The following is a 23454-nucleotide window of genomic DNA, read 5'->3' on the forward strand; positions in this document are numbered from 1 at the left end:
CGTTCAGGAGGCGTTGTCAGCGGGAACCGTAGTTCGGCGCTTCGACGGTCATCTGGATATCGTGCGGGTGCGATTCCTTCAGGCCGGCCGGGGTGATCCGGACGAACTTGCCCCGGGCCTTCAGCTCGGCCACGGTGGGCGCGCCGGTGTAGAACATGGTCTGGCGCAGGCCGCCCACCAGCTGGTAGGCCACCGACGACAGCGGACCGCGGTAGGCCACACGGCCCTCGATGCCCTCGGGGATGAGCTTGTCATCGCCGGAGACGTCGGCCTGGAAGTAGCGGTCCTTCGAGTAGGACGTGTTCTTGCCGCGGGACTGCATGGCGCCGAGGGAGCCCATGCCGCGGTAGGACTTGAACTGCTTGCCGTTGACGAAGATCAGTTCGCCCGGCGATTCGTCGCAGCCGGCCAGCAGGGAGCCGAGCATCACGGTGTCGGCACCGGCCACGAGGGCCTTGCCGATGTCGCCTGAGTACTGCAGCCCGCCGTCGGCGATCAGCGGCACGCCGGCAGGAATGGCAGCCTTGGCGGATTCGTAGATGGCGGTGATCTGCGGGACGCCCACACCGGCCACCACGCGGGTGGTGCAGATGGATCCGGGTCCCACGCCCACCTTGATGCCGTCGGCGCCGGCGTCGATCAGGGCCTGGGCGCCTTCACGGGTGGCGGCCTGGCCGCCGATGACGTCCACGTGTGCCGCCACGGGATCGGATTTGAGGCGGCGGATCATGTCCAGCACACCCTGGGAGTGGCCGTTGGCGGTGTCCACGAAGAGGGCATCGACGCCGGCGTCCACCAGTGCCATGGCGCGCTCCCAGCCGTCCCCGAAGAAGCCGATGGCGGCGCCCACGCGGAGGCGGCCTTCGTCGTCCTTGGTGGCCAGCGGGTACTGCTCGGCCTTGGTGAAGTCCTTGGTGGTGATCAGGCCCTTGAGCCGGCCCTGCTCATCCACCAGGGGAAGCTTCTCGATCTTGTTGGTGGCCAGCTTGTGCGAGGCTTCCTCGCGGCTGATCCCCACGTGTCCGGTGACCAGGGGCATCTTGGTCATCACGTCGCTGACCAGCCGCAGCGGGAAGTCGGACTCGGGGACGAAGCGGGTGTCACGGTTGGTGACGATGCCGAGCAGGCGCATGTCCTCGTCCACCACGGGCAGGCCGGAGACGCGGTACTGCGAGCAGATCTCATCCAGCTCAGCAAGCGTGGCCTGCGGGCCGATGGTCAGCGGGTTGGTGATCATCCCTGACTCGCTGCGCTTTACCCGGTCCACCTGGTCCGCCTGGTCCTGGATGGACAGGTTGCGGTGGATGACTCCCAGGCCGCCCTGGCGTGCCATGGCGATGGCCATCCGGGACTCCGTGACGGTGTCCATGGCGGCGGACAGCAGCGGCGTGTGAACCGAAATCCGCTTGGAAATCCGCGACGACGTGTCAGCCTCGGACGGGATGACCTCGGTGTGCCCGGGCAGGAGCAGGACGTCGTCGTAGGTCAGGCCAATAAAGCCAAAGGGGTTGTGTTCGGGCTCGGTCATGAGTGCGCCTCTTACCTTGGTTGCTGGACGGGTAGGGGTTGCAGCCGATGACCAGCCCGTCATTACGGGACTGGCCTGTGCAGGAAATGTTCCAGGACCGCCGCGGCAGGCGGGGCCCCGGAGGCCGGAAAGTATTGAGTAAATATTAGAACCTCAGCGCCGATCCCCCTATTCCACGCGTGCAATGTGAGCAACTGCACTCCCCACCCGCTGCTGCTCGTGACTGCGTTCAGTTCCAGCCCGTGGCGGCCAGAAGCCGCTGCTCGAACATGGGGATCATGCTTTCCACATAGGTCCGCGTGAGGTGGTTGTCGTCCTTGTAGACGTAGACGTTCCCCACCACCCCGGGACAGATGCCCCGCGCGCAGATGAAGTCGCTGAGATCCATGAGGTGCAGTCCGTCCAGTTTGCCCCGGTAGCTTTCCAGCGGGGACGGTTCGACCAGGGACTCCGCCAGGGACACACTGCACTCCGGCGCGTCCGGGCCGTTGCGCTGGATGCATTCCGGCATGTTGAACGTAAAGCGCGGGTTGTCCCGGATGCCGATGACCTCGATCCCGGCCTCCGCGAACGGCCGAACCCCTTCCAGGTAACCCGGCACTTCGGTCTCGAACGGGGCCTCCTCATGCGTCAGCGACGCCACCGTGAACACTGCGTCCGGCTGGTGTTCCAGGACGTAGGCGGCGCTCGCCTGGTTGTAGGCGTTGCACTCCGTATTCCGTTCTGCGGACTCCGCCCCGAAGCGGCACGCAGGCATCAGCAGCGTCACCAGTTCCCAGCCCCGCGCGGCGGCAATCGGCGCCAGCGCCCCCAGGTACTGCTGGGAGTGCGAGTCGCCCAGGACCACGATGCGCTTGGTTACCTCGCCATCAGGAACCTCCTGCCGGCACCCTTCGAGGATGGGATTGCTGGTGGCGTTGGCACCGGTGCAGGGCGCGTGGATTCCGGCCCAGTCGTTGTCCAGCGCGGAAGGGCCGGGGATGAACCTGGCCTCCGGGGCGGGCACGGCGGCGTTCTCCGGGTTGAGCGCGGCGGCCCCTGGCGTGAGCTCCCGCGGCTGGGCCGCCGTCGCGCTTTCCTCTGCGGTGAGCGTGGTCTGCCAAATGGCGACGGGTCCGGCCAACATCGCGCCACAGGCAGCAATAACGACGGCGGTGCGCCAGGCCCGGCGCTGCGGCCAGTGCCACTCGCGCAGCGGCTTTTCAACGAAGCGCGTGGTGAGGACGGCGAGCACGATGGAGGCACCCACGATGCCCAGGCCCTGGGCCAGGTTGGGTGCCTCCACGCCGGTGGCGGCAAGCGCCAGCACCAGGACCGGCCAGTGCCAGAGGTACAGGGCATAGGAATTGTCTCCCAGCGCCACCAAAGGCTTGCTGCTGAGGACCCTGTCCACGCCGAAACGGCTGCCGGATTGTCCCGCGACGATGATGGCGGCGGCCGCCAGGGTGGGCCAGAGCGCCACGAAGCCGGGGAACGAGCGGTCCACCGTGAGCAGCAGGCCGCAGGAGACCATGGCCGCCAGGCCTGCCCAGCCCAGGACCACCCGGAGCGCCCGGGCCGGTTTGAGGTAGGGCAGGGCCAGCGCCAGGAGCGAGCCCAGCGCGAACTCCCAGAGCCGGGTCCGGGTGTCGAAGTAGGCGTACGCCTGGTTGCCGGCGGTCTGCTCCACGGAGTAGGCGAGGGACACGGCGAAGACTGTGCCGAAGACCAGGGCCAGCAGCCCGCGGTAGGTGACCCGGGTGAGCGCGCGGATCCGGTGCAGCAGCACCAGCAGTCCGGCGGTGCCGGCGAAGATGAGGGGCCAGAGGATGAACACCTGTCCCTGGATGGACAGCGACCAGAAGTGCTGGAGCGGGCTGGCCCCGGCGTGGTCCTGGGCATAGTAGTCAACGGCGGTGTCCGCGAGCAGCCAGTTCTGGCTGTAGAGCAGGGACGCCCACGCCTGGTCCAGCACCTGCGGCCAGCGGCTCTGGGGCAGGATCAGCCACGTTCCGGCGAGGACTCCCAGGATGACCACGACGGCGGCGGGCAGCAGCCGCTTGAACAGGTGCAGCCAGTGCCCAAGCAGCCCGAACGGCCGCCCTGCCTCGGCTTTCCGGACGAAGGACAGGGTCAGAAGGAACGCGGAGATGAGCAGGAAGATGTCCACTCCCCCGGACACCCGGCCCAGCCAGACGTGGTAGGCCACCACCATCAGCACGGCGAGCGCACGGAGCCCCTGGACCTCCGGCCGGAAGGTTGGCTTCCGGCTTTTGGCGGCTGCTTCGGGCACCGGGCGGGAAGCAGCCGCGGTTCTCGCTATCGACACAAAAGACCTTCCTGCGGCGGACAAAACATCAATTCTACCGAGGCATGGCGGATTTTCCGGGAAAGGTAACAGGCATCACGGCCCGGCACGGGCGGCGAAGCCGGCGCGGCTCAGGCGGCAGCCACCCCGGATCCGTGAGCGGCGGGGGCCGGAATCCTGGCCGCCAGGTACCGTGCGTCGCGGCCGAGGCCCGGAAGGGTGTCCGATACCTCCGCGTACAGGAATCGCTGCCCCAGGAAGAACAGCCCTGGCGAATCCAGAGCCACACCGCGCCATTGCCGGGGCATTGCGCCGCCGTCGAGCAACGCCGGATCGATCCAGCTGAAGTCCTCACGGAATCCGGTGCACCAGACCACATTGGCGACTTCAAGGCGCGTTCCGTCCGCCAGCACAGGCATCCCGTCGGCCACCCCGGTGACCCTCGGCACGACGTGCACGCCGGCGGCCGCAAGGTCCCTCGTCTTCGTCCTGATCAGCGGTTCGGCGTGCGCTTTCATCGCCGGCGCCACTTTGCGGCCAATCGGTGAACCAAGCGTCAACACGTGCAGCCCAAGGAAGCGCACCACCGGGAACGCGTACCGCGCCGCAGCTTTGCCGTGCTTCACCGGGATCTCGCCCGTGGGCTTGCCGGCCACCAGCGCCGGCCGGGTCCTGGAAACTTCGAGGCCGATCTCCGCCCCCGAGTTCCCCAGCCCCACAACCAGGACCGGACCTTCCCGGAGCTGCTGCGGGTTCCGGTACTGGCTGGAATGCACTTGCTTGATGGAAGGGGCCAGTTCAGCTGCAAAGCCGGGCACCTCGGGTGTCTGTGTGGAGCCTGTGGCCACCACCACGTTGCGCGCTTCCCACCGGCGGCCCCCGGCGGTGGCCGCGTAGTGGTCCCCCTCCCGCCAAAGGCGCTCCACGCGGATGCCGTGGATCACCGGAAGGTCAAATTCCGCGGCATACCCTTCGAGATAGTCCGCTACCTCATCCTTGGTGGGGAAGGACAGCCGGTCGGCCGGGAACGGTGCGCCGGGCAGTCCGTCGTACTTGGCGGGAGTGAACACCCGGAGGGAATCCCACCGCTGCCGCCAGGAATCGCCGGACCTTTGGCTGGCGTCGAGAATCAGGAACTTCCGTTTCTGGCCCTTCATGAAATAGCCCAGGGCTAGTCCGGCCTGCCCGCCGCCGATGATGACGGTGTCCAGCATGCCGGCCGGATTGTTGTTGTTCATGGCCGCGCTCCTTTTATAGCAAGTGGATTCTTCAGGCTGACCCCGCCCGCCGGGCTGCCGGCTGACGCACCTTCTGCTGTGGTTCTCGCCGGTGCGGTGCTGGCTGCGGGTTCGTGTCCCGTTTCCCTGTAGCGCAGCCACCCTGCCAGCATCAGGGCGGATGCCAGGACGTAGGCCAGGTGGAGGACCCAGATGGGACCGGCAGGAAGATTGAAAACGTAGATCGAGTGCACCGCATTGGCCAGGTTGCTCAGCACCAGGTTGCCCAGGCTGTACGACGCAAGGTCCTTGGTGCGTGCAGCCTTCACAAGCATCGGGAACATACCGGCGGCGAAGAGCACTGTCGACACGGTTCCGGCGAGCACTGGAAGGTTCATGGTGTGAGGCTACGGGTGCAGCCTTCCCCTTCGCGTCGGCCAAATTATGTAACCGGTTGCGGACGGGTCGTGGGTATTTCGGCCTATCCGGCCAGGCCGTGCTCATAGGCGTAGCTGGTGGCGGCCGCCCTGGAGGACAGGCCCAGCTTGAGGAAGATATTGCTGATGTGGCGGGCCACGGTCTTTTCACTGAGGTAGAGTTCCGCGGCTATGGCGCGGTTTCCTCTTCCTGACGCCACCAGCCGGAGCACTTCATTTTCCCTCGGGGTCAACGGTCCGGCGGTGCCCGCCCCTTCGCCGGCGCCAGCCCGCATCAGGGAGGCCGCCCAGGCGGCGGCGGGTGCTGCCCCCAGTTCCAGGAATCCCGCGTGGGCCGCTTCGAAGTCCATCAGCGCCGAAGCCTCATCTCCGAGGTCCCGGCACGCACTCCCGATCAGCGCCCGGCAGCGGGCTGCCTCGTACGGAACTCCCAGCTTCTGCCACAGCCTCCACGCCTGCCGCAGGGACTGCGAGGCTCCGGCGGCATCACCGTCGGCCAGCCGGACCGCCCCGTCAGCCTGGCCGGCGACGGCTTGGAGCATGGGTTTGGGGTACTCCCCGGCAATGGTTTCCAATTCGTCAGCACCCCGCCTCGCGGCCCCGGGATCACCCGCGGCCAGTTCGATTTCGACCAGCGCCGGCAGCAAATGGCAGCGGGTAGCCGCATCCGCAACTTCCGCCGCCCTGCGGATCATCGACTGCGCCTGCCGCGCCTCTCCTCGGGCCAGCAGGAGGAGTGCCAGGCCTGGCTGCGGTTCCCACCCGCTCCGGGCAGCCTGCCGGTAGCATTCCTCCGCAGCGTCCAGTTTCCCGGCGAGGCGCTCCACTTCGCCCTGCTGGTAGAAGCCACCAAAAAGTGCCTGGGGATCACCCCGTGCGGCAAGTCCCTGGGCCGCGGCAGCTGCCGTGAGCGCTTCTGCCCAGGCCCCGTGCAGCCGGAAGAGCTCGGCCCGGTGGGACTGGCACTGGCCGCTGAACGCCACCATATCGGGCCGGTCCCTGCACCAGCGGTCCAGCGCCACCGTCCACTGAAGCGCCCTCTCCAGGTCAAAGGCCAGATGGCAATTGCCGATCACCGCACAATAGATGATTCCCGAAGGGACCGGGGACAGCTCCCCCGCGGTGACGGCCACCATGGCTTCATCGAACATCCCCAGGCCCTCTTCCGCGCGTCCCAGCATCAGCGTTGCCTGTCCGGTTCCCAGAAGGGCCAGCGCCGCCAGGTCCCTGTCCTGGAACTTCCGCGCGACGGAGCCCGCTTCGGTGAACAGCTGCAGCGCACCTGCGGCGTCACCGCCGTAGAGTTTGCCCAGCGCGGCGGGAAACAGCAGCAGACCCGCCACCGGACCCGGTTCATCAAGCTCATCCACCAACGTCCTACCCCGGGCAAACCAGCCCGCGCTGCGGGCGGTTTCGCCAAGGTTCAGCAGGTGCATGCCCAGCCACACCGCGCACCGCATCGCGCCCGTGATGTCGCCCACCATCAGGTATTCCTCGTGCGCGCGGGTGAGGGTTTCCAGTCCTGCAGCGGTGTTGCCGGTCAGGATTTCGGCCGTTGCCAGCCGCTCAAGGTCGGCCGCGGGGAGTCCGCCGCGCCTGTCCGCGTCGGCGTAACTCCTGGACGCGTCAATCCAGCGATGTTCCCGGAACGCGGCCCGCCCTTCGTCAATGCCCGTTTCAGTTGACACTCCGGCCTCCTCGGACACCCCCGTCCAGGCGTCCTGATAAGGCCGCGCGCTGGACGCTGAGGTACTTAAGCGTCACGGTACGCCCGCAGCCGAACCGGCACAACTGCTAGCGAAGCAGCCCGCGCAGCGTCTGTATAGTGTCCGCTTCCGCGGCCGTCTTGTCCTCGCGGTACCGCTTGACGCGGGCGAACCGGAGCGCAATTCCGCCGGGATAGCGCGTGGACTGCTGCACACCGTCGATGGCGATCTCCACCACGGTGACGGGCTCCATCCAGACCGTGCCGGCCGTACGCCGGACCTCAAGTTCCTGGAACCTCTCCGTCTGCCAGCGCAGCAGCGCATCGGTGAGGCCCTTGAAGGTTTTGCCCACCATGACATAGCCGCCGGGTTTACCGAACTCGCCGGACGGGTCGAGGGCGCCGAGATGCAGGTTGGAAAGCAGCCCTGTGCGGCGGCCCGACCCCCACTCGCAGGCAAGGACCACGAGATCGTAGGTAAGCACCGGCTTGACCTTGATCCAGTTGGAACCGCGCCTGCCGGCGGCGTAGGCCGATCCCACCGCTTTCACCACGACGCCCTCGTGGCCTGCGGCGAGCGCATCGTGTGAGACCCTTTCGGCAACACCCGGGTCCGCAGTGATCTCCCCCGGGATCCGGTGCTCCGGGGCGATGCGCTCCAGCACGCCGATGCGTGTGGACAGCGGTTCGTCGAGGAGGTCGCGCCCGTCGATGTGGAGCACGTCGAAGAACCAGGGATGCAGCACCGAGGTCCGTGCCGCGTCCGCCCCGAACCGGGACATGGTCTCCTGGAACGGCCGGGGGCCGCCGTCCTCGTCGAGGGCAAGGGTCTCGCCGTCCAGGATCACGTCGCGCACCGGCAGCGCGCGCACCACCTCGACCACCTCGGGCAGCCGGTGGGTCACGTCGGCCAGGGTGCGTGTGTAGATGCCCACGTCGTCGCCAGAGCGGTGCACCTGGATGCGGGCGCCGTCGAGCTTGTATTCCACGGATGCCTCGCCCGTCGTCTCAAGCGCGGCGCCGGCGCTGGCCGCGGTGGAGGCAAGCATCGGCTGGACCGGCCGGCCCACGACGAGGCCGACGGCGTCGAGCTGGGCTGCCGTGCCCGTGAGGGCCAGCAGGGCGGTTTCGCCGAGGTCGCCGGAGAGCATCGCTGCGCGGCGTACGGAGTCGACAGTCCGGTCCGAGGCCCGGGCGACGGCATCCGTCAGAATCCCCTCAAGCGCACCGGTGCGCAGTTCCCCGAGCATGACGCCGGCGATGAAGGCCTGCTCGCGTTCGGTGGCTGCAGCCGTGAGCGTCCGGAGGGTCGCGGCGCGCTCCGCCGCAGACCCGGCGCCGCCGGTGGCAAGGAGCCGGTCCAAAGCCGCGTCGAGGTCGGCCACGCTAAGGCGGGGGTCCGCGGCGGGCTCCCCCATGGCCGCGGACATGCCGCGCCAGCCCACCCCCACCCGGCCCTGGCGCGGCTTGGCGGTGAGCAGGCCGACGGCGGTGGCGACCTCCCCGGGCTCCAGCCGGCGCAACAGGTCCGCCAGGGCTTCCACCTTCGCGAGCCGGGAGCGTGTGGATGCGACCTTGTCCGTAGTTTTCACAAGCTCGTCGAGCAGCATGGCATCAGTCTGCCACGCCCGCCTGCCCGGGCAGCGCCGGAGTGCTGGACAGCGTGGGAGCGCTGTCCCAGACTGGACGGGTGGGAATCATCGTCGCGAACCTGTTCCTGACCCTCGACGGCGTCTACCAGGGGCCCGGCGGCCGCGAGGAGGACACCGAAGGCGGTTTTACCTTGGGCGGCTGGCAGTTACCGGTGTCCGATGCCGAAGCCGAGGCAGCCATCGAGGCAGGGATCGGCCACATCGATGCCCTGCTTCTCGGCCGGAAGACCTACGACATCTTCGCGGCCTACTGGCCGAACCAGTCCGATGACATTGGCGGCACGCTCAACCGGGTGCCCAAGTTCGTCGTCTCCAGCACCCTGACTGATCCGACGTGGGAGGGAACGACGGTCCTCCCGGACGCCGCCGCCGCGGGCCGGCTCCGCGACGAGTACAACCAGGTGCACATGTTCGGCAGCGGCGTCCTCATCCGGTCACTCCTTCAGGCAGACGTCCTGGACCGCCTCCACCTGTGGCTCTATCCGGTCACGCTCGGGCAGGGCAAGCGGCTTTTCGACGCCGGGACCGTTCCCGCCACGTTCCGCCTCGCCGAGCCGGCCCGCACCTTTCCAAAGGGCTCGGTGTCCCTGGTCTACGAGCGCGCCGGCGGGGTCCGGACGCAGGACATGCCGGGAGCGTAGTCTCCAAGGCACAAAAAACCGGCCCAGCCGAAGCTGGACCGGTTTTTTGTGCGACGGCTCTGGGCGCGTCGCCGAAGAGCGGACGCTAGTGGCTGTGGCCTGCGTGCTCGTCCTCTTCGGCCGGCTTCTCCACCACCAGGGTCTCGGTGGTGAGAACCAGGGCAGCGATGGAGGCCGCGTTGCGGAGGGCCGCACGGGTGACCTTGACGGGGTCGATGACACCGGCAGCGATCAGGTCCTCATACTCGCCCGACTTGGCGTTGAAACCGCTGTTGGTTTCCAGGTCGGCGACCTTGGAGGTCACAACGTAGCCGTCGAAGCCCGCGTTCTGGGCGATCCAGCGCAGCGGCTGCACCAGTGCGCGGCGGACGATGCCCACGGCAGCGGCGGCGTCGCCTTCGAGTGCCTTGACGGCGGGGTCCTCATCCAGTGCCCTCAGGGCGTGGATCAGGGCGGAACCGCCGCCGGCAACGATGCCCTCTTCAAGGGCAGCGCGGGTGGAGGACACAGCGTCCTCGATGCGGTGCTTCTTTTCCTTCAGCTCAACCTCGGTGGCGGCGCCAACCTTGATGACACCGATGCCGCCGGCCAGCTTGGCCAGGCGCTCCTGGAGCTTTTCACGGTCCCAGTCGGAGTCGGTGCGGGTCAGCTCGGCGCGGAGCTGGGCTACGCGTGCTGCCACGTCTTCGGCCGAACCGGCGCCGTCAACGATGGTGGTGTTGTCCTTGGTGACCGTGATGCGGCGGGCGGTACCCAGCACCTCAAGGCCAACGGTGTCCAGGCTCAGGCCCAGTTCCGGGGAAACAACCTGTGCACCGGTGAGGGTGGCGATGTCCTGCAGCATGGCCTTGCGGCGGTCGCCGAAGCCCGGAGCCTTGACGGCAACAACGTTCAGGGTGCCGCGGATGCGGTTGACGATCAGCGTGGACAGGGCCTCGCCGTCAACGTCTTCGGCGATGATGAAGAGCGGCTTGGAGCTCTGCAGCGCCTTCTCCAGCAGCGGCAGGAAGTCCTGGATGCTGGAGATCTTGCCCTGGTTGATCAGGATAAGGGCGTCCTCAAGGACTGCTTCCTGGCGTTCCGCGTCGGTGACGAAGTACGGGGACAGGTAGCCCTTGTCGAACTGCATGCCCTCGGTCAGGACCAGTTCGGTCTGCGTGGTGGAGGATTCCTCGATGGTGATCACACCATCCTTGCCAACCTTGCCGAAGGCCTCGGCCAGGAGTTCGCCAACCTCGTCGCTCTGGGCGGAGATCGCTGCAACGTTGGCCACCTGGGTGCCTTCAACGGGGCGGGCGTTCTCGAGCAGGCGGGCGGCGACGGCTTCAACGGAAACCTCGATGCCGCGCTTGATCTGGCCGGGTGCGGCTCCTGCCGCTACGTTGCGCAGGCCTTCCTTGACCAGGGCCTGTGCCAGGACGGTTGCCGTGGTGGTGCCGTCACCGGCAACATCGTTGGTCTTGGTGGCCACTTCCTTGGCCAGCTGCGCGCCAAGGTTCTCGTAGGGGTCGTCCAGTTCCACTTCGCGGGCGATGGTGACGCCGTCGTTCGTGATGGTGGGAGCGCCCCACTTCTTGTCCAGGACGACGTTGCGGCCGCGGGGGCCGAGCGTCACCTTGACGGTGTTGGCGAGCTTATCGATGCCGGCTTCAAGAGACCGGCGGGCAGCGTCGTTAAACGCAAGCTGCTTTGCCATGGTTTTGTCCTTTCAAGACAGAACCCCGCACAGCTGACCAGCAGAACGCATGACCAGCGGCACGGGGATCCGGAGAGTTACTTTACGACGATCGCCAGGACGTCGCGGGCGGAGAGCACGAGGTACTCGGTGCCGCCGGTCTTGACTTCGGTTCCGCCGTACTTGGAGTAGATGACGACGTCGCCAACGGCTACGTCGACGGGAACGCGGTTGCCGTCTTCGAAGCGGCCGGGGCCTACTGCAACAACTTCGCCTTCCTGCGGCTTCTCCTGCGCGGAGTCCGGGATCACCAGGCCGGAAGCCGTGGTCTGCTCGGCTTCGAGCGGGCGGACAACAATACGATCCTCAAGAGGCTTAATAGAGACCGACACTCGGACCTCTCCTTCTTCGTCAGCAAATTCGTGGACTGGAAAGCTTCCCACCGTGGCTGGCAAACCGTCGTCGCGGGTGCCGGCAGCAGCCTGGCTGGCAGCTCTTCATGTATTAGCACCCTCCTAGGGAGAGTGCTAATACAGACTGTATGCAAGGGTTAGCACTCGGTCAAGGCGAGTGCCAGAGTTTCGTCATGGGCGGAACACGGGGACGTGTAGATTTGCCGGGTGCGAGCCGCTGTTTACCTGACTCTTGCCACCCTCTTCTGGGCGGGCAACTTTGTTGTGGGCCAGACTGCCATGCAGACCATGCAGCCGCTCCAGCTGACATTCTGGCGCTGGGCCCTGGCCGCTGTGCCGCTGCTGGTCCTGGCGCAGCTGGTGGAAAAACCGGACTGGCGCGCCGTCCTGCGCCACTGGCCGGTGCTCCTGCTCCTGAGCTGCCTGGGCATGAGCGCCTACACCCTGCTGCTGTACAGCGCGCTGGGGCACACCTCGGCCCTGAACGCTTCCCTGGTGACTGCTGCGAACCCTGCCCTGATCATGGTCCTGGCAGTGCTCCTCCTCCGGGACAGGCCGCGCCCGCTGGGCTGGGCAGGGATCGCGCTGGGCCTCTGCGGAGTGCTGCTGGTGCTCACCGGAGGCGATCTGCAGCGGCTGCTGACCTTCTCGATCAATGCCGGCGAGCTGCTGATCGTCGCGGCCATCACCGTGTGGGGCTTCTACACGATCACAGCCCGCAGGCTCTCCGTCCCGGCGATCACGTCCACCGCGGTGCAGGTGGCCATGGCGGCTGTCGTCCTGGTTCCCTTTGCGGTGGGCACAGGGGCCGGGCTGCCGGCTACAGCCTCCGAGGGCTGGTCGCTGGCCTACATCGTCCTCTTCCCGTCGCTGGGTTCCTACCTGCTGTGGAACCTGGCGCTCAAACGCACCACCGCCGCGAATGCCGGGAACTACCTCAACCTCATCGCCGTGTTTACCGCCATCATCACGGTTGTCTTGGGCCAGCCCGTCACGGTCCCCCAGGTCTTTGGCGGCATCCTGGTTATCTCAGGGGTCCTGCTCACCAGCACCGGCGGCACAGCACCTCAGCGGCCCAGGTCCTCGAAATCGATGTCCTCCCCGCCGTCGCCCTCTTCGGCCGAGTTCCGCCCGCGGTAAAGCAGCACCGCGGCAGCCGCGGCCGTCATGAGCGATACAACCAGGATGAAGATGCTGCCCGCGCGGGCTCCGGCGTACAGCCCGCGGATGTCCTGGGCCTCCTGGGTGTCATCCTGGATGCTGTTGCCACCTACCGAATAGACGGTGGCGTTGAAGGCATCCAGGAAGAAGATGATGACCAGCAGCGCGATGCACACCACGGCAACCACGGCGCTGGCGATCAGTGCCGGGCGGGCGAACCGCGCCAGGCCCCCGGGGTGGTGCTGGCGGGACTGCGGGGAACCTGCACTGTCTTTCATGGCTTCAACACTATCGGCCCGCCGGCATGCTGCTCCTCCACTAGGCTGGAACCCATGGCTCAAGCTCCCCAGGACCAGATTGCACCACTGCTCACCCCGGAAGGCTGGGAGCTTTTGGCGTCCCTGGGCCCTTACCAGGAGGAGAAGTCCTTCGAGCTGAACTCGGCCCTCCGCAAGGCCGGCCACTCCCCCGAACTGGTCTCCGCCGTCCTGACCCAGTCCAGGCTCCGCACCAGGGCGGCCGCGAAGTTTGGCGAGTTTGCCCGGAGCATGCTGTTCACCCAGGCCGGCCTGGAACAGGCAACCCGGCTCAACGTTGCCGCACGCCACGCCCAGCGGTTCGCGGAGGCCGGGATCCGCCACGTTGCAGACCTGGGCTGCGGGCTGGCCGCGGATTCCCTGGCGCTGGCTTCCATGGACATCAACGTCACCGCCGTGGAGATGGATGAGACCACGGCAGCCTGCGCCACCGTCAACCTGATCCCGTTCCCCAACGCCACCGTGGTCCATGCGGACGCCACGGCAGTGCCGCTGGACGGGATCGACGGCGTCTGGCTGGATCCGGCGCGCCGTGTCACTTCCACATCGGGCACCAAGCGGATCTGGGATCCGGAGGCTTTTTCGCCGCCACTGTCCTTCGTTGAGAACCTGGCGGCCTCCGGCCTGGCCGTGGGGGTCAAGATGGGTCCGGGCATGCCGCACGATTCCGTTCCGGCCAACTGCGAAGCGCAGTGGGTCTCCGTGGCCGGGGATGTGACGGAGGTGGCCCTGTGGTTCAACGCAGTGCGCCGGCCGGGAGTCCGCCGGGCCGCACTGGTGCTTGGCGCCCAGGGTGCGGCTGAGCTGACCAGCGGAGAAGACTTCGGCGCAGGTCCTGCCGCTCCGGTGGGCCCGGTGGAGGGCTACCTCTACGAACCCGACGGCGCGGTGATCCGCGCGGGGCTGGTGGCGGACATCGCGCTGCAGCTGGGCGGACACCTGGTGGATGAGCACATCGCCTATGTGTGCGCACCGGAACTGGTGGATACACCGTTTGCGCGCGCCTACAAGGTCCTGGAGGTCATGCCCTACAACGTCAAGGCGCTCAAGGCCTGGGTGAAGGAGAACGGCATCGGCGTGCTGGACATCAAGAAGCGCGGCACCGCCGTCACGCCCGAGGAACTCCGCAGGCAGCTGCTCCCCGGGGGAAAGAGCGCAGCCGCAAAGAACTCCGGCAAGAAAGCCGGAACCAAAACAGCCACCCTGGTCCTGACCCGCATCGGGGAGGACCGGGTGGCCATCGTGGTGGAGCCAGCGCAGGGCACTGCCCGCGAATAACCGCTACTGGGCCCGCATGAACTCCTCGGCGGCACGCACCTGCCCAGCGGTGGGCCGCACGCCGGTGTAAAGCACAAACTGTTCCAGGGCCTGGATGGTGGCAACCTCCGCCCCGGTGATGACCGGCTTTCCCGCGGCCCGCGCGGCCTTGATCAGCGGGGTTTCGGCCGGCAGCGCCACGACGTCGAAAACCACCTGGGCGGCGTCGATGGCCTCCTGCGGGAAGGAGAGCGCGTCTGCTTCCGCCCCTCCTGCCATACCGATAGGGGTCACGTTAATGATCAAGTCCGCCGTCCCGCCGTCGAGCGCTTCCTGCCACCTGAAGCCGTACTGGTCCGCGAGCGCACGCCCGGCAACCTCGTTCCGGGCGATGACCGTGACATCCGCGAAGCCGGCGTCGCGGAGCGCGGCAACGGTGGCCTTGGCCATGCCGCCCGCTCCCTGGACCAGGACCGAATAGCTGGTGGGCACCTTATTGGTGGCCAGGAGCTGCTCGATCGCGGTGTAGTCGGTGTTGTACGCCTTCAAGCGCCCGTCCGTGTTCACAATGGTGTTGACGGAGTCGATGGCCTTGGCCGAGGGGTCCATCTCGTCCACCAGCGCAATCACGTCCTCCTTGTACGGCATGGAGATGGCGCAGCCGCGGATGCCCAGGCCGCGGACGCCCGCAATGGCCTGTTCCAGGTTCGTGGGGGCGAACGCCTTGTAGATCCAGTTGAGGTTCAGCTGCTCGTACAGGTGGTTGTGAAAACGGGTCCCGTTGTTGCTGGGCCGCGCCGAGAGTGAGATGCAGAGGGTCATGTCTTTATTGAGAATGGGCACCCGACCATTAAACGGGATTCCCAACCAGGTAGCAGCAGATGTCGGTATCGGGGTCCAAACCGACATCTGCTGCTACCTAGTTGGGTCAGGGGCAGCCGGTTCCCGCCGGGAAATTTCCGACGGCGGCCGGCAGCTTCCCCGGTGCGCCCGCTTTCCCTGCCAGGACAGCGGCGAGGGCATCGAAGGCGCCGTCGCTCCGCCCGTAAAGGGCCACCTTCACCGGCGCCGTCGAGTCCCGCAGCGGCCAGGGGGCATCCAGTGCCACGGCAATGTCTCCTCCCGCACCCCGGCCGCCGTAGCCGATGAGGCTGACCAGGGGTCCGGAGCCCAGGGCCAGGCCGGCCCTGGCCGCGGCCGCCTCGAAGCGTGCCCTGTCCGCCGGCGAGCCGCCGTCCACCTGTACCGCGCCGGGAACCAGCGGGCCGGTGCAGGGTCCGGAGAGCATGGTGACCGCTGACGCGGAAACGTGGGCTGACAGGGCTCCGCCGCTGCCTGCCGGGGCGCCGGCCGCCGCGGCTGTCCTGCCGTGCCAGGCCATCATGGTGGCCACCCGGCGGGCTGCCTCGTCCAGCCGCTCCGGGGGCAGGGCGCCGGAGGCCACAGCCTGGACGATCGCCGCGTGTGCCTGGCCTACGTCGGCGGGCATCAGCAGGAGGTCCGCGCCCGCGGCGAGGGCCATCACCGCGGCGGTGCCGCCGGGATACTGCTTGGTCACGGCGCCCATGTTCAGGGCATCCGTCACCGCCACGCCCTTGAACCCGAGTCCCCGCAGCGCCGCATAGGCAGGGGCGGAGAGCGACGCCGGGACGCCGGGTTCCAGCGCCGGGACCGCAATGTGCCCGGTCATCACCATCGGAGCTCCGGCGTCGATGGCGGCCCGGAACGGCTTCCAGTCGCGGCCGCCGAGCTCCGCCACGGTGGACGGCTGTGCCGGGAGGTTGTGGTGGGAGTCGACCGTCACAGAGCCGTGCCCCGGAAAGTGCTTCACTGCCGGCAGCACCCCCGCAGCGAGCATTCCCTGCGAGAACGCCACGCCGAGCGAGCCCGCAGCGTCGGGGTCAGCGGACATGGACCTGGCGCCAATGGTGGGATCGCCGGGCCCGATGGTGACATCGGTGCCGGGCGCGAAATCCAGGTTGAACCCGAGGGGCACCAGTTCCGCGGCCAGGCCCTGCCCCGCTTCCCGGGCCAGTGGCACGCTGCCGGCGGCACCGTAGCTCATGGGTGTGGGCCATTCGGTCAGGGGCAGGCCCAGCCGCGCAACCTGGCCGCCTTCCTGGTCCACCGCGATGATCCCGGGCCACGGCCGTCCCCCGGCGGCGGCAGCCAACCGCTGGTTGATGGCAGCCATGCCCTGTACGTCCATCCTGCCCTGCGGATCAAGGGGAACGTTGTCGCCCATGATGATGGACCCGGCAAGGTGCAGCCGCTCGATGGCCGCTGCGTGGGACTCCACATCCTTGCCCTTGAAGAAGGGAAGGAGGACCTGCCCGGCCTTCTCCTCGGTGCTCATCGCCGCTACCGCTGCGGCGGCCACGTCCTGGTCGCGCTGTTCGGGCCCCCAGCCCAGTGGCCGGGTACCCGGATCAGGCGACGGGGAAGGTGTGGCGGACGCCGTCGTCGTACGTGGCGTGGGGGCGGCAAAGGGGGCAGACGGGGCCGACGACGACGGGGCAGGGCCCGGCGCTGCCGTGCAGGACGCCAGGGCTACTGCGGCGGAGGCTGCCGCGATGAAGGGGAGGGATGTGTGAAGACTGTCACGCAGGGGTCGGAACAAGGCCATCAATACGATGCTACCCCTGCACTAGACTTGAACCACCCGTTCGCCTGCCGGCAGGAGACTGTCAGTGACGGCGTGAGCCAGCGGCAAACAGGACAGTTAGGACATGCGTGAAGATCGATTTCGCTACATCAAGGCAGTCAACCCTTGGTGTTGAATGGGAACTCGCGCTGGTGGACGGCCGGACGGGCGAACTGGCATCCGTGGCCAATGAGGTACTCCGCGGCGTCGCGTCCCGCCACCCCGAGCTGAACGAAGACGACGAGCACCCGCACATCAAGCAGGAACTCCTGCTGAACACGGTGGAACTGGTCACGGGCATCTGCGAGACCGCGGCCGAAGCCAAGGAAGACCTCAGCCGTTCGCTGGCCGCCGTGCGCGAAATCACGGACCCCATGGGCGTGGAACTGTTCTGCGCCGGAAGCCACCCGTTCAGCCCGCCGCAGCTGCAGCCGGTCACGGACAAGGCGCGTTACGCAAAACTCATTGACCGCACGCAGTGGTGGGGCCGGCAGATGGTCATCTATGGCGTGCACGTCCATGTGGGGCTGGACCGCCGGGACAAGGTGCTGCCCGTGCTGGACGGCCTGGTCAACTACTTCCCGCACTTCCAGGCGCTCTCCGCGTCCAGCCCGTTCTGGGGCGGCGAGGACACCGGCTACGCGTCCCAGCGGGCCCTGATGTTCCAGCAGCTCCCCACCGCCGGACTGCCCTTCCAGTTCCACTCCTGGGAGGAATACGAGTCCTATGTGCAGGACATGTTCACCACCGGGGTGATCGACACGCTCTCGGAGATCCGCTGGGACATCCGGCCGGTTCCAAACCTGGGCACCATCGAGATGCGGATCTGCGACGGCCTGGCCACCCTGGAGGAGGTGGGCGCCATCGCAGCCCTCACCCAGTGCCTGGTGGACGAGTTCTCCACCACCCTGGACAACGGCGGGACCATTCCCACGATGCCGCCCTGGCATGTCCAGGAAAACAAGTGGCGCGCTGCCCGCTACGGCATGGACGCCATCATCATCCTCGACGCCGCGGGCAAGGAGCAGCTGGTCACCGAGCACCTGCTGGAAACCCTCAACCGGCTCGAGCCCGTGGCCGCGAAGCTTCGCTGCACGGACGAGCTTGCCGACGTCGAGAAGATCATCCGCCGCGGGGCCGGCTACCAGCGCCAGCGCCGCGTGGCAGCCGAACACGGCGGCGACCTCCAGGCCGTGGTGCTGGACCTGGTCAAGCAGATGCGCAACGGCCCCACCGCCTGACCCTGCCCGCCCGAAACGGGGCACATCGGCACGGACACGCCCGCCACCGTCGTGAATTGCGACGGCGGCGCGCCCCAAGTGCCCCGCGACGGTTCGCTGGGCCTACTGTCTTCAGGCCGGCAGGGACACCGACGTGACCGGCATCGAGGAATCCGGGGCGAAGCGGATGCCGCTGGGTTCCACCCCGGCCATCACCAGCTGGGCACCCAGGGCCGCCACCATGGCGCCGTTGTCCGTGCACAGGTCCAGCGGCGGCACGTGCAGCCTGATCCCTGCCGAGGCGCACCGCTGCCCGGTCAGCTCGCGGAGCCGTGAGTTGGCTGCGACTCCCCCGCCCAGGAGCACGTCCTTCATGCCGTGTTCCCGGCAGGCCAGCACGGCCTTCGAGGAAATGACGTCCACCACGGCTTCCTGGAACGCGGCCGCAATGTCAGCCACCGGAATCTCCTCCCCGCGCGCCTCAAACTGTTCCACGCACCGGGCCACCGCGGTCTTGAGGCCGCTGAAGGACCAGTCGTACCGGTGCCTGCCCGGTTCACCGGCTGTCCCCATGAACTTGGGCTGGCTCAGGCCACGGGGGAACCGGATGGACTTCGGGTTGCCGGTGCGGGCCACTTTGTCGATGGCCGGCCCGCCCGGGTAGCCGAGGCCCAGGATGCGGGCCACCTTGTCGTAGGCTTCGCCGGCGGCATCGTCGATGGTGGAACCCAGGAGCTGCACGTCCTCGGTGATGCTGTTGATCCTCAGGATTTCGGTGTGGCCGCCGGAAACCAGCAGCGCGCCGAGGTTCTCCGGGAGCTGCGGGGCCGTGCCGTTGTGCCGGCCGCCGCCTGCCCCGTCCAGCAGCCCCACGCCCACGTGGGCCACGAGGTGGTTGATGGCGTACAGCGGCTTGCCGGTGGCCACGGCCAGGGCCTTGGCGGCGCAGACGCCCACCATGAGGGCGCCGGCAAGGCCAGGTCCCGAGGTGACCGCGATGGCGTCCACGTCATCGAGGGCCACGCCGGCGTCGGACAATGCCTGCTCCAGCGTGGGGACGAAGGCGTCCAGGTGCGCGCGGGAGGCGATCTCGGGGATCACGCCGCCGAACCGGACGTGCTCGTCCATGGAGGATGACACGGTGTTGGTCAGCAGCGTGGTTCCGCGCACGATTCCCACGCCGGTCTCGTCGCAGGACGACTCGATGCCCAGCACCAGTGGCTGCGTGCGGTTCATGGCTGGGGTCCTTCCTGGGGATTCGCGGCTTCGGGATTCGCGTTGTGGGGGTTCGGGCCGCTTGCACTCCCGGGCGTGCCGGCCAGCTGGAGGCGCATGATGAGGGCGTCAACCCCGTCGCGGTAATACCGGGGGCGGACGTGGATCTGCTCAAAACCGAACCGGACATACAGCTGCTGCGCCCGCGGGTTGTCCGCCCGGACCTCCAGCAGGACGTCCGCAGCCCGCCTTCGCCGGGCCTCGTCGATGAGGGCGGTGAGCAGCGTGGTGCCGATGCCCCGGCCCTCATATTCGGGGACGACGGCGATGGTCTGGACGTCCGCGATGGGCTCGATGCACATCAGGCCGGCATAGCCCACGATGCCGTCGGTGCCCTGCGCCACAAGGTAGCGGCGGGTTTCCGGCTGGGAGAGTTCGTCGAGGAACATCTGGAGGGGCCAGGCATCCACGGGAAAGAGCCGCTGTTCCAGGGCGCTGACCGCGGGGACATCGTCCAGCGTCATATCGCGGACGGTCACGCCAGCGCCGGGGTGGCCGGGTGTGTGGTTCACAGGGCCCTCTTCCGCGGTCCGGGGACCTGGGCGTCGGACTCCCGGAGGTACAGCGGCGTGGAGTCGAGGAGGCCACTGCCCGCCTCGAGCCTTGCCAGCGCGAACTTTCCCAGGTACAGGGCATCCGGCTGTTCCTGCGCAAAGTCGGGGTGGGCCTTCAGTGCATCAGCGTAAAGACCGGCACCGGCACCGAAGGCGGGCAGGTCCGGGAGGTCGGCGGCGAAGCTGACGTGCGGGCCGTCCTCCAGGACCGGAAGCCGGCCGTCGGCGAGGCTGTAGCGCGCCCAGTAGACCTCTTTGCGGCGCGCGTCCGTCGCCACCAGGAACTCGGGGACGGCCGCGGCGGATTCCGCCACTTCCAGGGCCATGGCGTCCAGGCTGACCAGCCCGTGCAGGGGTTTGCCCCAAACAAAAGCGAGGGTCCGCGCGGTGGCGATTCCGGACCGCAATCCGGTGAACGGTCCGGGACCCACACCCACCACCAGGGCGTCGATGTCGTTTCCGGTCAAGCCGGCGCCTGCGAGCATCTCCTCGATTCCGGGGGCAAGCACCTCGGCGTGGCTCCGGGTGTCCTCGGTGGAGAAGCTGGCCACCACGGAACCCGGTGTTTCAGAGGACACCAGGGCGGCGCTGGCAACGGCGGAAGTGTCAATGGCCAGGATCAGCATCAGCGAGCACCTTCCATGGCCGCACCAAGTTCCGGGGCTTCGGGCCACCGCGGGCCGTAGCCGCGCATCACGATGGTGCGGGGCTCGTCTGCGTCCCCGGTGTCGAAGTCCAGGCCATCGGAGGGCAGCCCGTCTTCAAGTCCCACCGCACGGTGCAGGTCGATCTCCAGCCTGCTCTCGCTGAGGTGCTCCACCCGGTCCCGGCCCCACTCCACCACCGTCACGGAGGAGTCCATGGTGTTTTCCAGGTCGATGTCGTCAATCTCCGCGGCTGAGTCCAGCCGGTAGGCGTCCACGTGCACCAGGTCCGGGCCGCCGGGCCGCGGCCCGTGCGGCAGGTTGGGGTGGATGCGGACCAGCACGAACGTGGGGGAAATAATGCCTTCCCGGACGCCCAGCCCCTCCCCCAGGCCCTGCGTGAACGTGGTCTTCCCGGCACCCAGCTCGCCGCTGAGCACCAGCAGGTCCCCGGCCTGCAGGACCGCCGCGAGGCGGAGGGCCAGCGCATGGGTCTGCTCCGCCGTCGTCGCCGTTAGTTTCATTTCCCAGTTAGGCAGGGGAGCCTGGCCGTTGGCGGTCACGAGAGCTTCTCCTGGCTGGATGCGGAGGTCCGGTCCTCTTCGTTGATGAAGCGCCGCGGCACCCGGGGGCTGATCCTGGTGACAATCTCGTAGTTGATGGTCCCGGCGGCGCGCGCCCAGTCATCGGCGGTGGGGCCGCCGTCGGCTCCGTCCCCGAACAGTTCCGCCTCGGCACCCAGCAGGTCCGCACCCGCCCCGCCGATGGCACCAAGGTCGATGACCATCTGGTCCATGGCGATCCGGCCCACCACCGGGTAGGTCCGGCCGGCAACCCGCACGGGCCCGCCGGTGGCGGACCGCGGCACCCCGTCCGCGTACCCCACCGGGATCAGGCCCAGCGTGCTGTCCCCCTGGGTGCGGTAGTGGAGGCCGTAGGAGACGCCCTGCCCGTCCGGTACCTCCTTGCACTGCGACACCAGGGTCCGCAGCGTCATGGCCGGGCGGAGCCCCAGCTCGGCGGAACTCTGGCCGGCGAACGGGGACAGCCCGTAGATGCCCAGGCCAACGCGGACCAGGTCGAAGTGGGTATCGGGCCGGGACAGCGTGGCGGGGGTGTTGGCCAGGTGGCGGACTTCAGGGTCCACGCCGGCGTCCTCCGCCACGGCCAGGACGTCGCGGAACGTGGCCAGCTGCTGGTCGGTCTCGGGACGCTCCGGCTCATCGGCCACGGCGAGGTGGGAGAAGATGCCCACCACGCGCAGCAGGCCCTGGTCCTGGTAGTCCATCGCCTCGCCCACCAGCTGGTCCCAGCTGTCCAGGGCCGCGCCGTTGCGTCCCAGTCCGGTGTCCACTTTCAGGTGGATGCGGGCCGGGCGCTCCTGTTCCCGAGCTGCGGCGACGATGCGGTCCAGTTCCCAGCCGGAGCAGCCAATGTCCACGCCGGCAGCCACGGCGGCGCCGAAGTTGCTTTCCGTGGTGTGCAGCCAGGCCAGCAGCGGCGCGTCAATGCCGGCAGCCCGGAGCGCCAGGGCCTCCGAAATGTGGGCCACCCCCAGCCAGGACGCTCCTGCCTCCAGGGCTGCCCGGGCCACGGGAACGGCGCCGTGCCCGTAGGCATCAGCTTTGACCACGGCCATGACTTTCGCCGGGGATGCGGCAGCGGCGAGGCGGCGCACGTTGTGCCGGATAGCGTCCAGGTCGATCACGGCGGACCGTTCATAGCGGGAGCCGTGTCCCGGGGCAGCACTGAATTCGCCGGTTGTTGCGGGGTAAGTCACCCTAGTGATTCTAGTGCTGGCGCTTCCGGCCGAATAATCGTCAGGCGTCCGAGAGGTGGGCGATGGTGGCTGTGGCCCTGCGCTGCGCGGCGAGCGGCACGTCCAGGATGATGTCGGCCAGGAAACCGAAGCGCCGCAGCCACTGGCTCATCTGCCGCTCCGGCCGTGCGTTGGCGCGCTTCCACCAGTCGGCAATGTCCCCCCATCCGGGGGCCGCCAGGGATCCGCCCACCTCCTGGACCGCCAGCGAGGCGCAGAGGTTCGCAAAGCGGAGCCTGTCCCCCAGCGGCCAGCCGGCCAGGCTGCCAACGATGAACGCGGCGTCGAAACAGTCACCTGCGCCCGTGGGGTCGTAGGCCTTCACCGGAAGCGACGGAACCCATTCCTCCTCCCCCGTCTCGGAGTCCACGGCCATGGCCCCCTGCGCGCCGAGCGTCACCACGGCCACCGGGACACGGTCCGCCAGCGCATACAGGGCAGTCCAGGGATCGTCCTTCCCCGTGAAGGCCATGGCCTCGCGCTGGTTAGGGAGGAAGGCATGGAAGTACTGCAGGTTGTCCAGCCGGGCGGGCGCCCATTCCCCGCTGGGGTCCCAGCCGACATCGCCGAACAGCTTGACCCCCGCGTGGTGCGCTGCCTTCGCCCACGGCTCGATCTCCCTGCCCACTTCCGCGATGCCTGCGAGCGCGGGCGGCGGGTCCCCGATCAGCTCGGAGGATGTGATGGGCGCTGCGTGACCGTGGGTCACCATGGACCGGTCCTTCTCCACGCAGAGGGAGACGGTGACGGGTGAGTGCCAGCCAGGCACTTTCTGCGACAACGAGAGGTCCACGTGCTCCTGGCCGGACAGGATCTTCCAGTTGAAGTCCCCGTAACCGTCGTCGCCGAACGCGGCGGCCAGTCCTGTCTTCAGCCCCAGCCGTGCCGCGGCGATGGCCTGGTTGGCAACCCCGCCGGGGCAGCTGCCCATGCCGTCGCTCCAGATTTCGGTGCCGGGCTCCGGCGCGTGCGGAAGCCCTGTGAAAATGATGTCCTGGAAAACCGTTC

21 protein-coding genes are annotated in these 23454 nt (G+C 68.1%); 4 read left to right on the forward strand and 17 right to left on the reverse strand.

Annotated elements, in window-relative coordinates; genetic code table 11:
- Positions 1 to 16 precede the first annotated feature (16 nt).
- The 6 genes from guaB to HTS88_RS06395 all read right to left on the reverse strand — a co-directional run bounded on the left by guaB (position 17) and on the right by HTS88_RS06395 (position 8784).
- Entirely contained in the window at positions 17 to 1528 is a 1512-nt protein-coding gene (guaB, locus tag HTS88_RS06370; RefSeq protein ID WP_066277678.1) for an IMP dehydrogenase, read from the reverse strand.
- 229 nt (positions 1529 to 1757) lie between these two features.
- On the reverse strand, positions 1758 to 3836 hold the full coding sequence (locus HTS88_RS06375; protein ID WP_425515553.1) for an acyltransferase family protein: 2079 nt from the start codon (positions 3834 to 3836) through the stop codon (positions 1758 to 1760).
- 110 nt (positions 3837 to 3946) lie between these two features.
- The gene (locus HTS88_RS06380; RefSeq protein ID WP_174176549.1) at positions 3947 to 5053 is read right to left on the reverse strand and encodes a flavin-containing monooxygenase; all 1107 of its coding nucleotides are present in this window, start codon (positions 5051 to 5053) and stop codon (positions 3947 to 3949) included.
- The gene (locus tag HTS88_RS06385) at positions 5050 to 5430 is read right to left on the reverse strand and encodes a hypothetical protein (RefSeq protein WP_246256036.1); all 381 of its coding nucleotides are present in this window, start codon (positions 5428 to 5430) and stop codon (positions 5050 to 5052) included. The genes HTS88_RS06380 and HTS88_RS06385 overlap by 4 nt, the downstream gene beginning before the upstream one ends.
- An 83-nt stretch (positions 5431 to 5513) precedes the next feature.
- A complete protein-coding gene (locus HTS88_RS06390) occupies positions 5514 to 7157 on the reverse strand; it encodes a response regulator transcription factor (protein WP_174176551.1) in 1644 nt (547 codons plus the stop codon).
- A 106-nt stretch (positions 7158 to 7263) separates the two neighbouring features.
- A complete protein-coding gene (locus HTS88_RS06395) occupies positions 7264 to 8784 on the reverse strand; it encodes an ATP-dependent DNA ligase (RefSeq protein WP_174176553.1) in 1521 nt (506 codons plus the stop codon).
- Positions 8785 to 8864: 80 nt separating this feature from the next.
- Here HTS88_RS06395 and HTS88_RS06400 point away from each other — a divergent pair, with 80 nt between their 5' ends.
- Positions 8865 to 9467 (forward strand): dihydrofolate reductase family protein, encoded by a 603-nt coding sequence (locus HTS88_RS06400; protein WP_174176555.1) that lies wholly within the window; start codon positions 8865 to 8867, stop codon positions 9465 to 9467.
- A gap of 85 nt (positions 9468 to 9552) precedes the next feature.
- On the opposite strand, the gene groL is transcribed toward HTS88_RS06400, so the two are convergent.
- Positions 9553 to 11163, reverse strand: coding sequence for a chaperonin GroEL (groL, locus tag HTS88_RS06405; RefSeq protein WP_174176557.1), 1611 nt, complete (start codon positions 11161 to 11163; stop codon positions 9553 to 9555).
- A 77-nt stretch (positions 11164 to 11240) separates the two neighbouring features.
- On the reverse strand, positions 11241 to 11534 hold the full coding sequence (groES, locus tag HTS88_RS06410) for a co-chaperone GroES (protein WP_003805290.1): 294 nt from the start codon (positions 11532 to 11534) through the stop codon (positions 11241 to 11243).
- Between the two features lie 228 nt (positions 11535 to 11762).
- On the opposite strand from groES, the gene HTS88_RS06415 reads away from it, so the two are divergent.
- On the forward strand, positions 11763 to 12695 hold the full coding sequence (locus tag HTS88_RS06415; RefSeq protein ID WP_174176559.1) for an EamA family transporter: 933 nt from the start codon (positions 11763 to 11765) through the stop codon (positions 12693 to 12695).
- Here HTS88_RS06415 and HTS88_RS06420 read toward each other — a convergent pair.
- Positions 12623 to 12994: a hypothetical protein gene (locus tag HTS88_RS06420; RefSeq protein WP_174176561.1), complete on the reverse strand. Its 372-nt coding sequence runs from the start codon at positions 12992 to 12994 to the stop codon at positions 12623 to 12625. The two genes, HTS88_RS06415 and HTS88_RS06420, sit on opposite strands and share 73 nt — an antisense overlap.
- A 54-nt stretch (positions 12995 to 13048) precedes the next feature.
- Here HTS88_RS06420 and HTS88_RS06425 point away from each other — a divergent pair, with 54 nt between their 5' ends.
- Positions 13049 to 14311: a THUMP-like domain-containing protein gene (locus tag HTS88_RS06425; protein ID WP_174176563.1), complete on the forward strand. Its 1263-nt coding sequence runs from the start codon at positions 13049 to 13051 to the stop codon at positions 14309 to 14311.
- Between the two features lie 3 nt (positions 14312 to 14314).
- Here HTS88_RS06425 and HTS88_RS06430 read toward each other — a convergent pair whose 3' ends face one another.
- Entirely contained in the window at positions 14315 to 15133 is an 819-nt protein-coding gene (locus HTS88_RS06430) for a shikimate 5-dehydrogenase (protein ID WP_343044888.1), read from the reverse strand.
- 85 nt (positions 15134 to 15218) lie between these two features.
- Complete coding sequence (locus HTS88_RS06435) at positions 15219 to 16646, reverse strand: glycoside hydrolase family 3 N-terminal domain-containing protein (RefSeq protein ID WP_174176597.1); 1428 nt, start codon at positions 16644 to 16646, stop codon at positions 15219 to 15221.
- A 377-nt stretch (positions 16647 to 17023) separates the two neighbouring features.
- Here HTS88_RS06435 and HTS88_RS06440 point away from each other — a divergent pair, with 377 nt between their 5' ends.
- Positions 17024 to 18175 carry a glutamate--cysteine ligase gene (locus HTS88_RS06440; RefSeq protein ID WP_104185129.1) on the forward strand — a complete coding sequence of 384 codons (1152 nt, stop codon included), beginning with the start codon at positions 17024 to 17026 and terminating at the stop codon, positions 18173 to 18175.
- A gap of 111 nt (positions 18176 to 18286) precedes the next feature.
- Here the strand turns inward: HTS88_RS06440 and tsaD are convergent, their stop codons facing one another.
- From tsaD to HTS88_RS06470, 6 genes are all read right to left on the reverse strand, one after another.
- Positions 18287 to 19390, reverse strand: coding sequence for a tRNA (adenosine(37)-N6)-threonylcarbamoyltransferase complex transferase subunit TsaD (tsaD, locus tag HTS88_RS06445; protein WP_174176565.1), 1104 nt, complete (start codon positions 19388 to 19390; stop codon positions 18287 to 18289).
- Positions 19387 to 19893 carry a ribosomal protein S18-alanine N-acetyltransferase gene (gene rimI / locus HTS88_RS06450; protein ID WP_246256048.1) on the reverse strand — a complete coding sequence of 169 codons (507 nt, stop codon included), beginning with the start codon at positions 19891 to 19893 and terminating at the stop codon, positions 19387 to 19389. Before rimI ends, tsaD begins: the two co-directional genes overlap by 4 nt.
- Before the next feature lie 44 nt (positions 19894 to 19937).
- Complete coding sequence (gene tsaB, locus HTS88_RS06455) at positions 19938 to 20609, reverse strand: tRNA (adenosine(37)-N6)-threonylcarbamoyltransferase complex dimerization subunit type 1 TsaB (RefSeq protein ID WP_174176567.1); 672 nt, start codon at positions 20607 to 20609, stop codon at positions 19938 to 19940.
- On the reverse strand, positions 20609 to 21151 hold the full coding sequence (tsaE, locus tag HTS88_RS06460; protein ID WP_174176599.1) for a tRNA (adenosine(37)-N6)-threonylcarbamoyltransferase complex ATPase subunit type 1 TsaE: 543 nt from the start codon (positions 21149 to 21151) through the stop codon (positions 20609 to 20611). The genes tsaB and tsaE overlap by 1 nt, the downstream gene beginning before the upstream one ends.
- A 35-nt stretch (positions 21152 to 21186) precedes the next feature.
- Positions 21187 to 22407, reverse strand: a complete 1221-nt coding sequence (gene alr / locus HTS88_RS06465; protein ID WP_174176569.1) for an alanine racemase — start codon at positions 22405 to 22407, stop codon at positions 21187 to 21189.
- A gap of 40 nt (positions 22408 to 22447) precedes the next feature.
- Positions 22448 to 23454 (reverse strand): carbohydrate kinase family protein (locus tag HTS88_RS06470; protein ID WP_174176571.1); only part of this gene is annotated, 1007 nt, incomplete at its 5' end.

Source organism: Pseudarthrobacter oxydans (genome assembly GCF_013314975.1).
In the GTDB taxonomy this organism is placed as follows: Bacteria; Actinomycetota; Actinomycetes; order Actinomycetales; family Micrococcaceae; genus Arthrobacter; species Arthrobacter oxydans.

Bases quoted from the DNA above. Each gene is read 5' to 3' on its own strand.
- HTS88_RS06385 (WP_246256036.1), bottom strand. From the start codon at position 5,430: ATGAACCTTCCAGTGCTCGCCGGAACCGTGTCGACAGTGCTCTTCGCC.
- guaB (WP_066277678.1), bottom strand. From the start codon at position 1,528: ATGACCGAGCCCGAACACAACCCCTTTGGCTTTATTGGCCTGACCTAC.
- tsaB (WP_174176567.1), bottom strand. From the start codon at position 20,609: ATGCTGATCCTGGCCATTGACACTTCCGCCGTTGCCAGCGCCGCCCTG.
- HTS88_RS06425 (WP_174176563.1), top strand. From the start codon at position 13,049: ATGGCTCAAGCTCCCCAGGACCAGATTGCACCACTGCTCACCCCGGAA.
- rimI (WP_246256048.1), bottom strand. From the start codon at position 19,893: ATGACGCTGGACGATGTCCCCGCGGTCAGCGCCCTGGAACAGCGGCTC.
- HTS88_RS06435 (WP_174176597.1), bottom strand. From the start codon at position 16,646: ATGAGCACCGAGGAGAAGGCCGGGCAGGTCCTCCTTCCCTTCTTCAAG.
- tsaD (WP_174176565.1), bottom strand. From the start codon at position 19,390: ATGAACCGCACGCAGCCACTGGTGCTGGGCATCGAGTCGTCCTGCGAC.
- HTS88_RS06380 (WP_174176549.1), bottom strand. From the start codon at position 5,053: ATGAACAACAACAATCCGGCCGGCATGCTGGACACCGTCATCATCGGC.
- HTS88_RS06420 (WP_174176561.1), bottom strand. From the start codon at position 12,994: ATGAAAGACAGTGCAGGTTCCCCGCAGTCCCGCCAGCACCACCCCGGG.
- HTS88_RS06395 (WP_174176553.1), bottom strand. From the start codon at position 8,784: ATGCTGCTCGACGAGCTTGTGAAAACTACGGACAAGGTCGCATCCACA.
- groL (WP_174176557.1), bottom strand. From the start codon at position 11,163: ATGGCAAAGCAGCTTGCGTTTAACGACGCTGCCCGCCGGTCTCTTGAA.
- tsaE (WP_174176599.1), bottom strand. From the start codon at position 21,151: ATGAAACTAACGGCGACGACGGCGGAGCAGACCCATGCGCTGGCCCTC.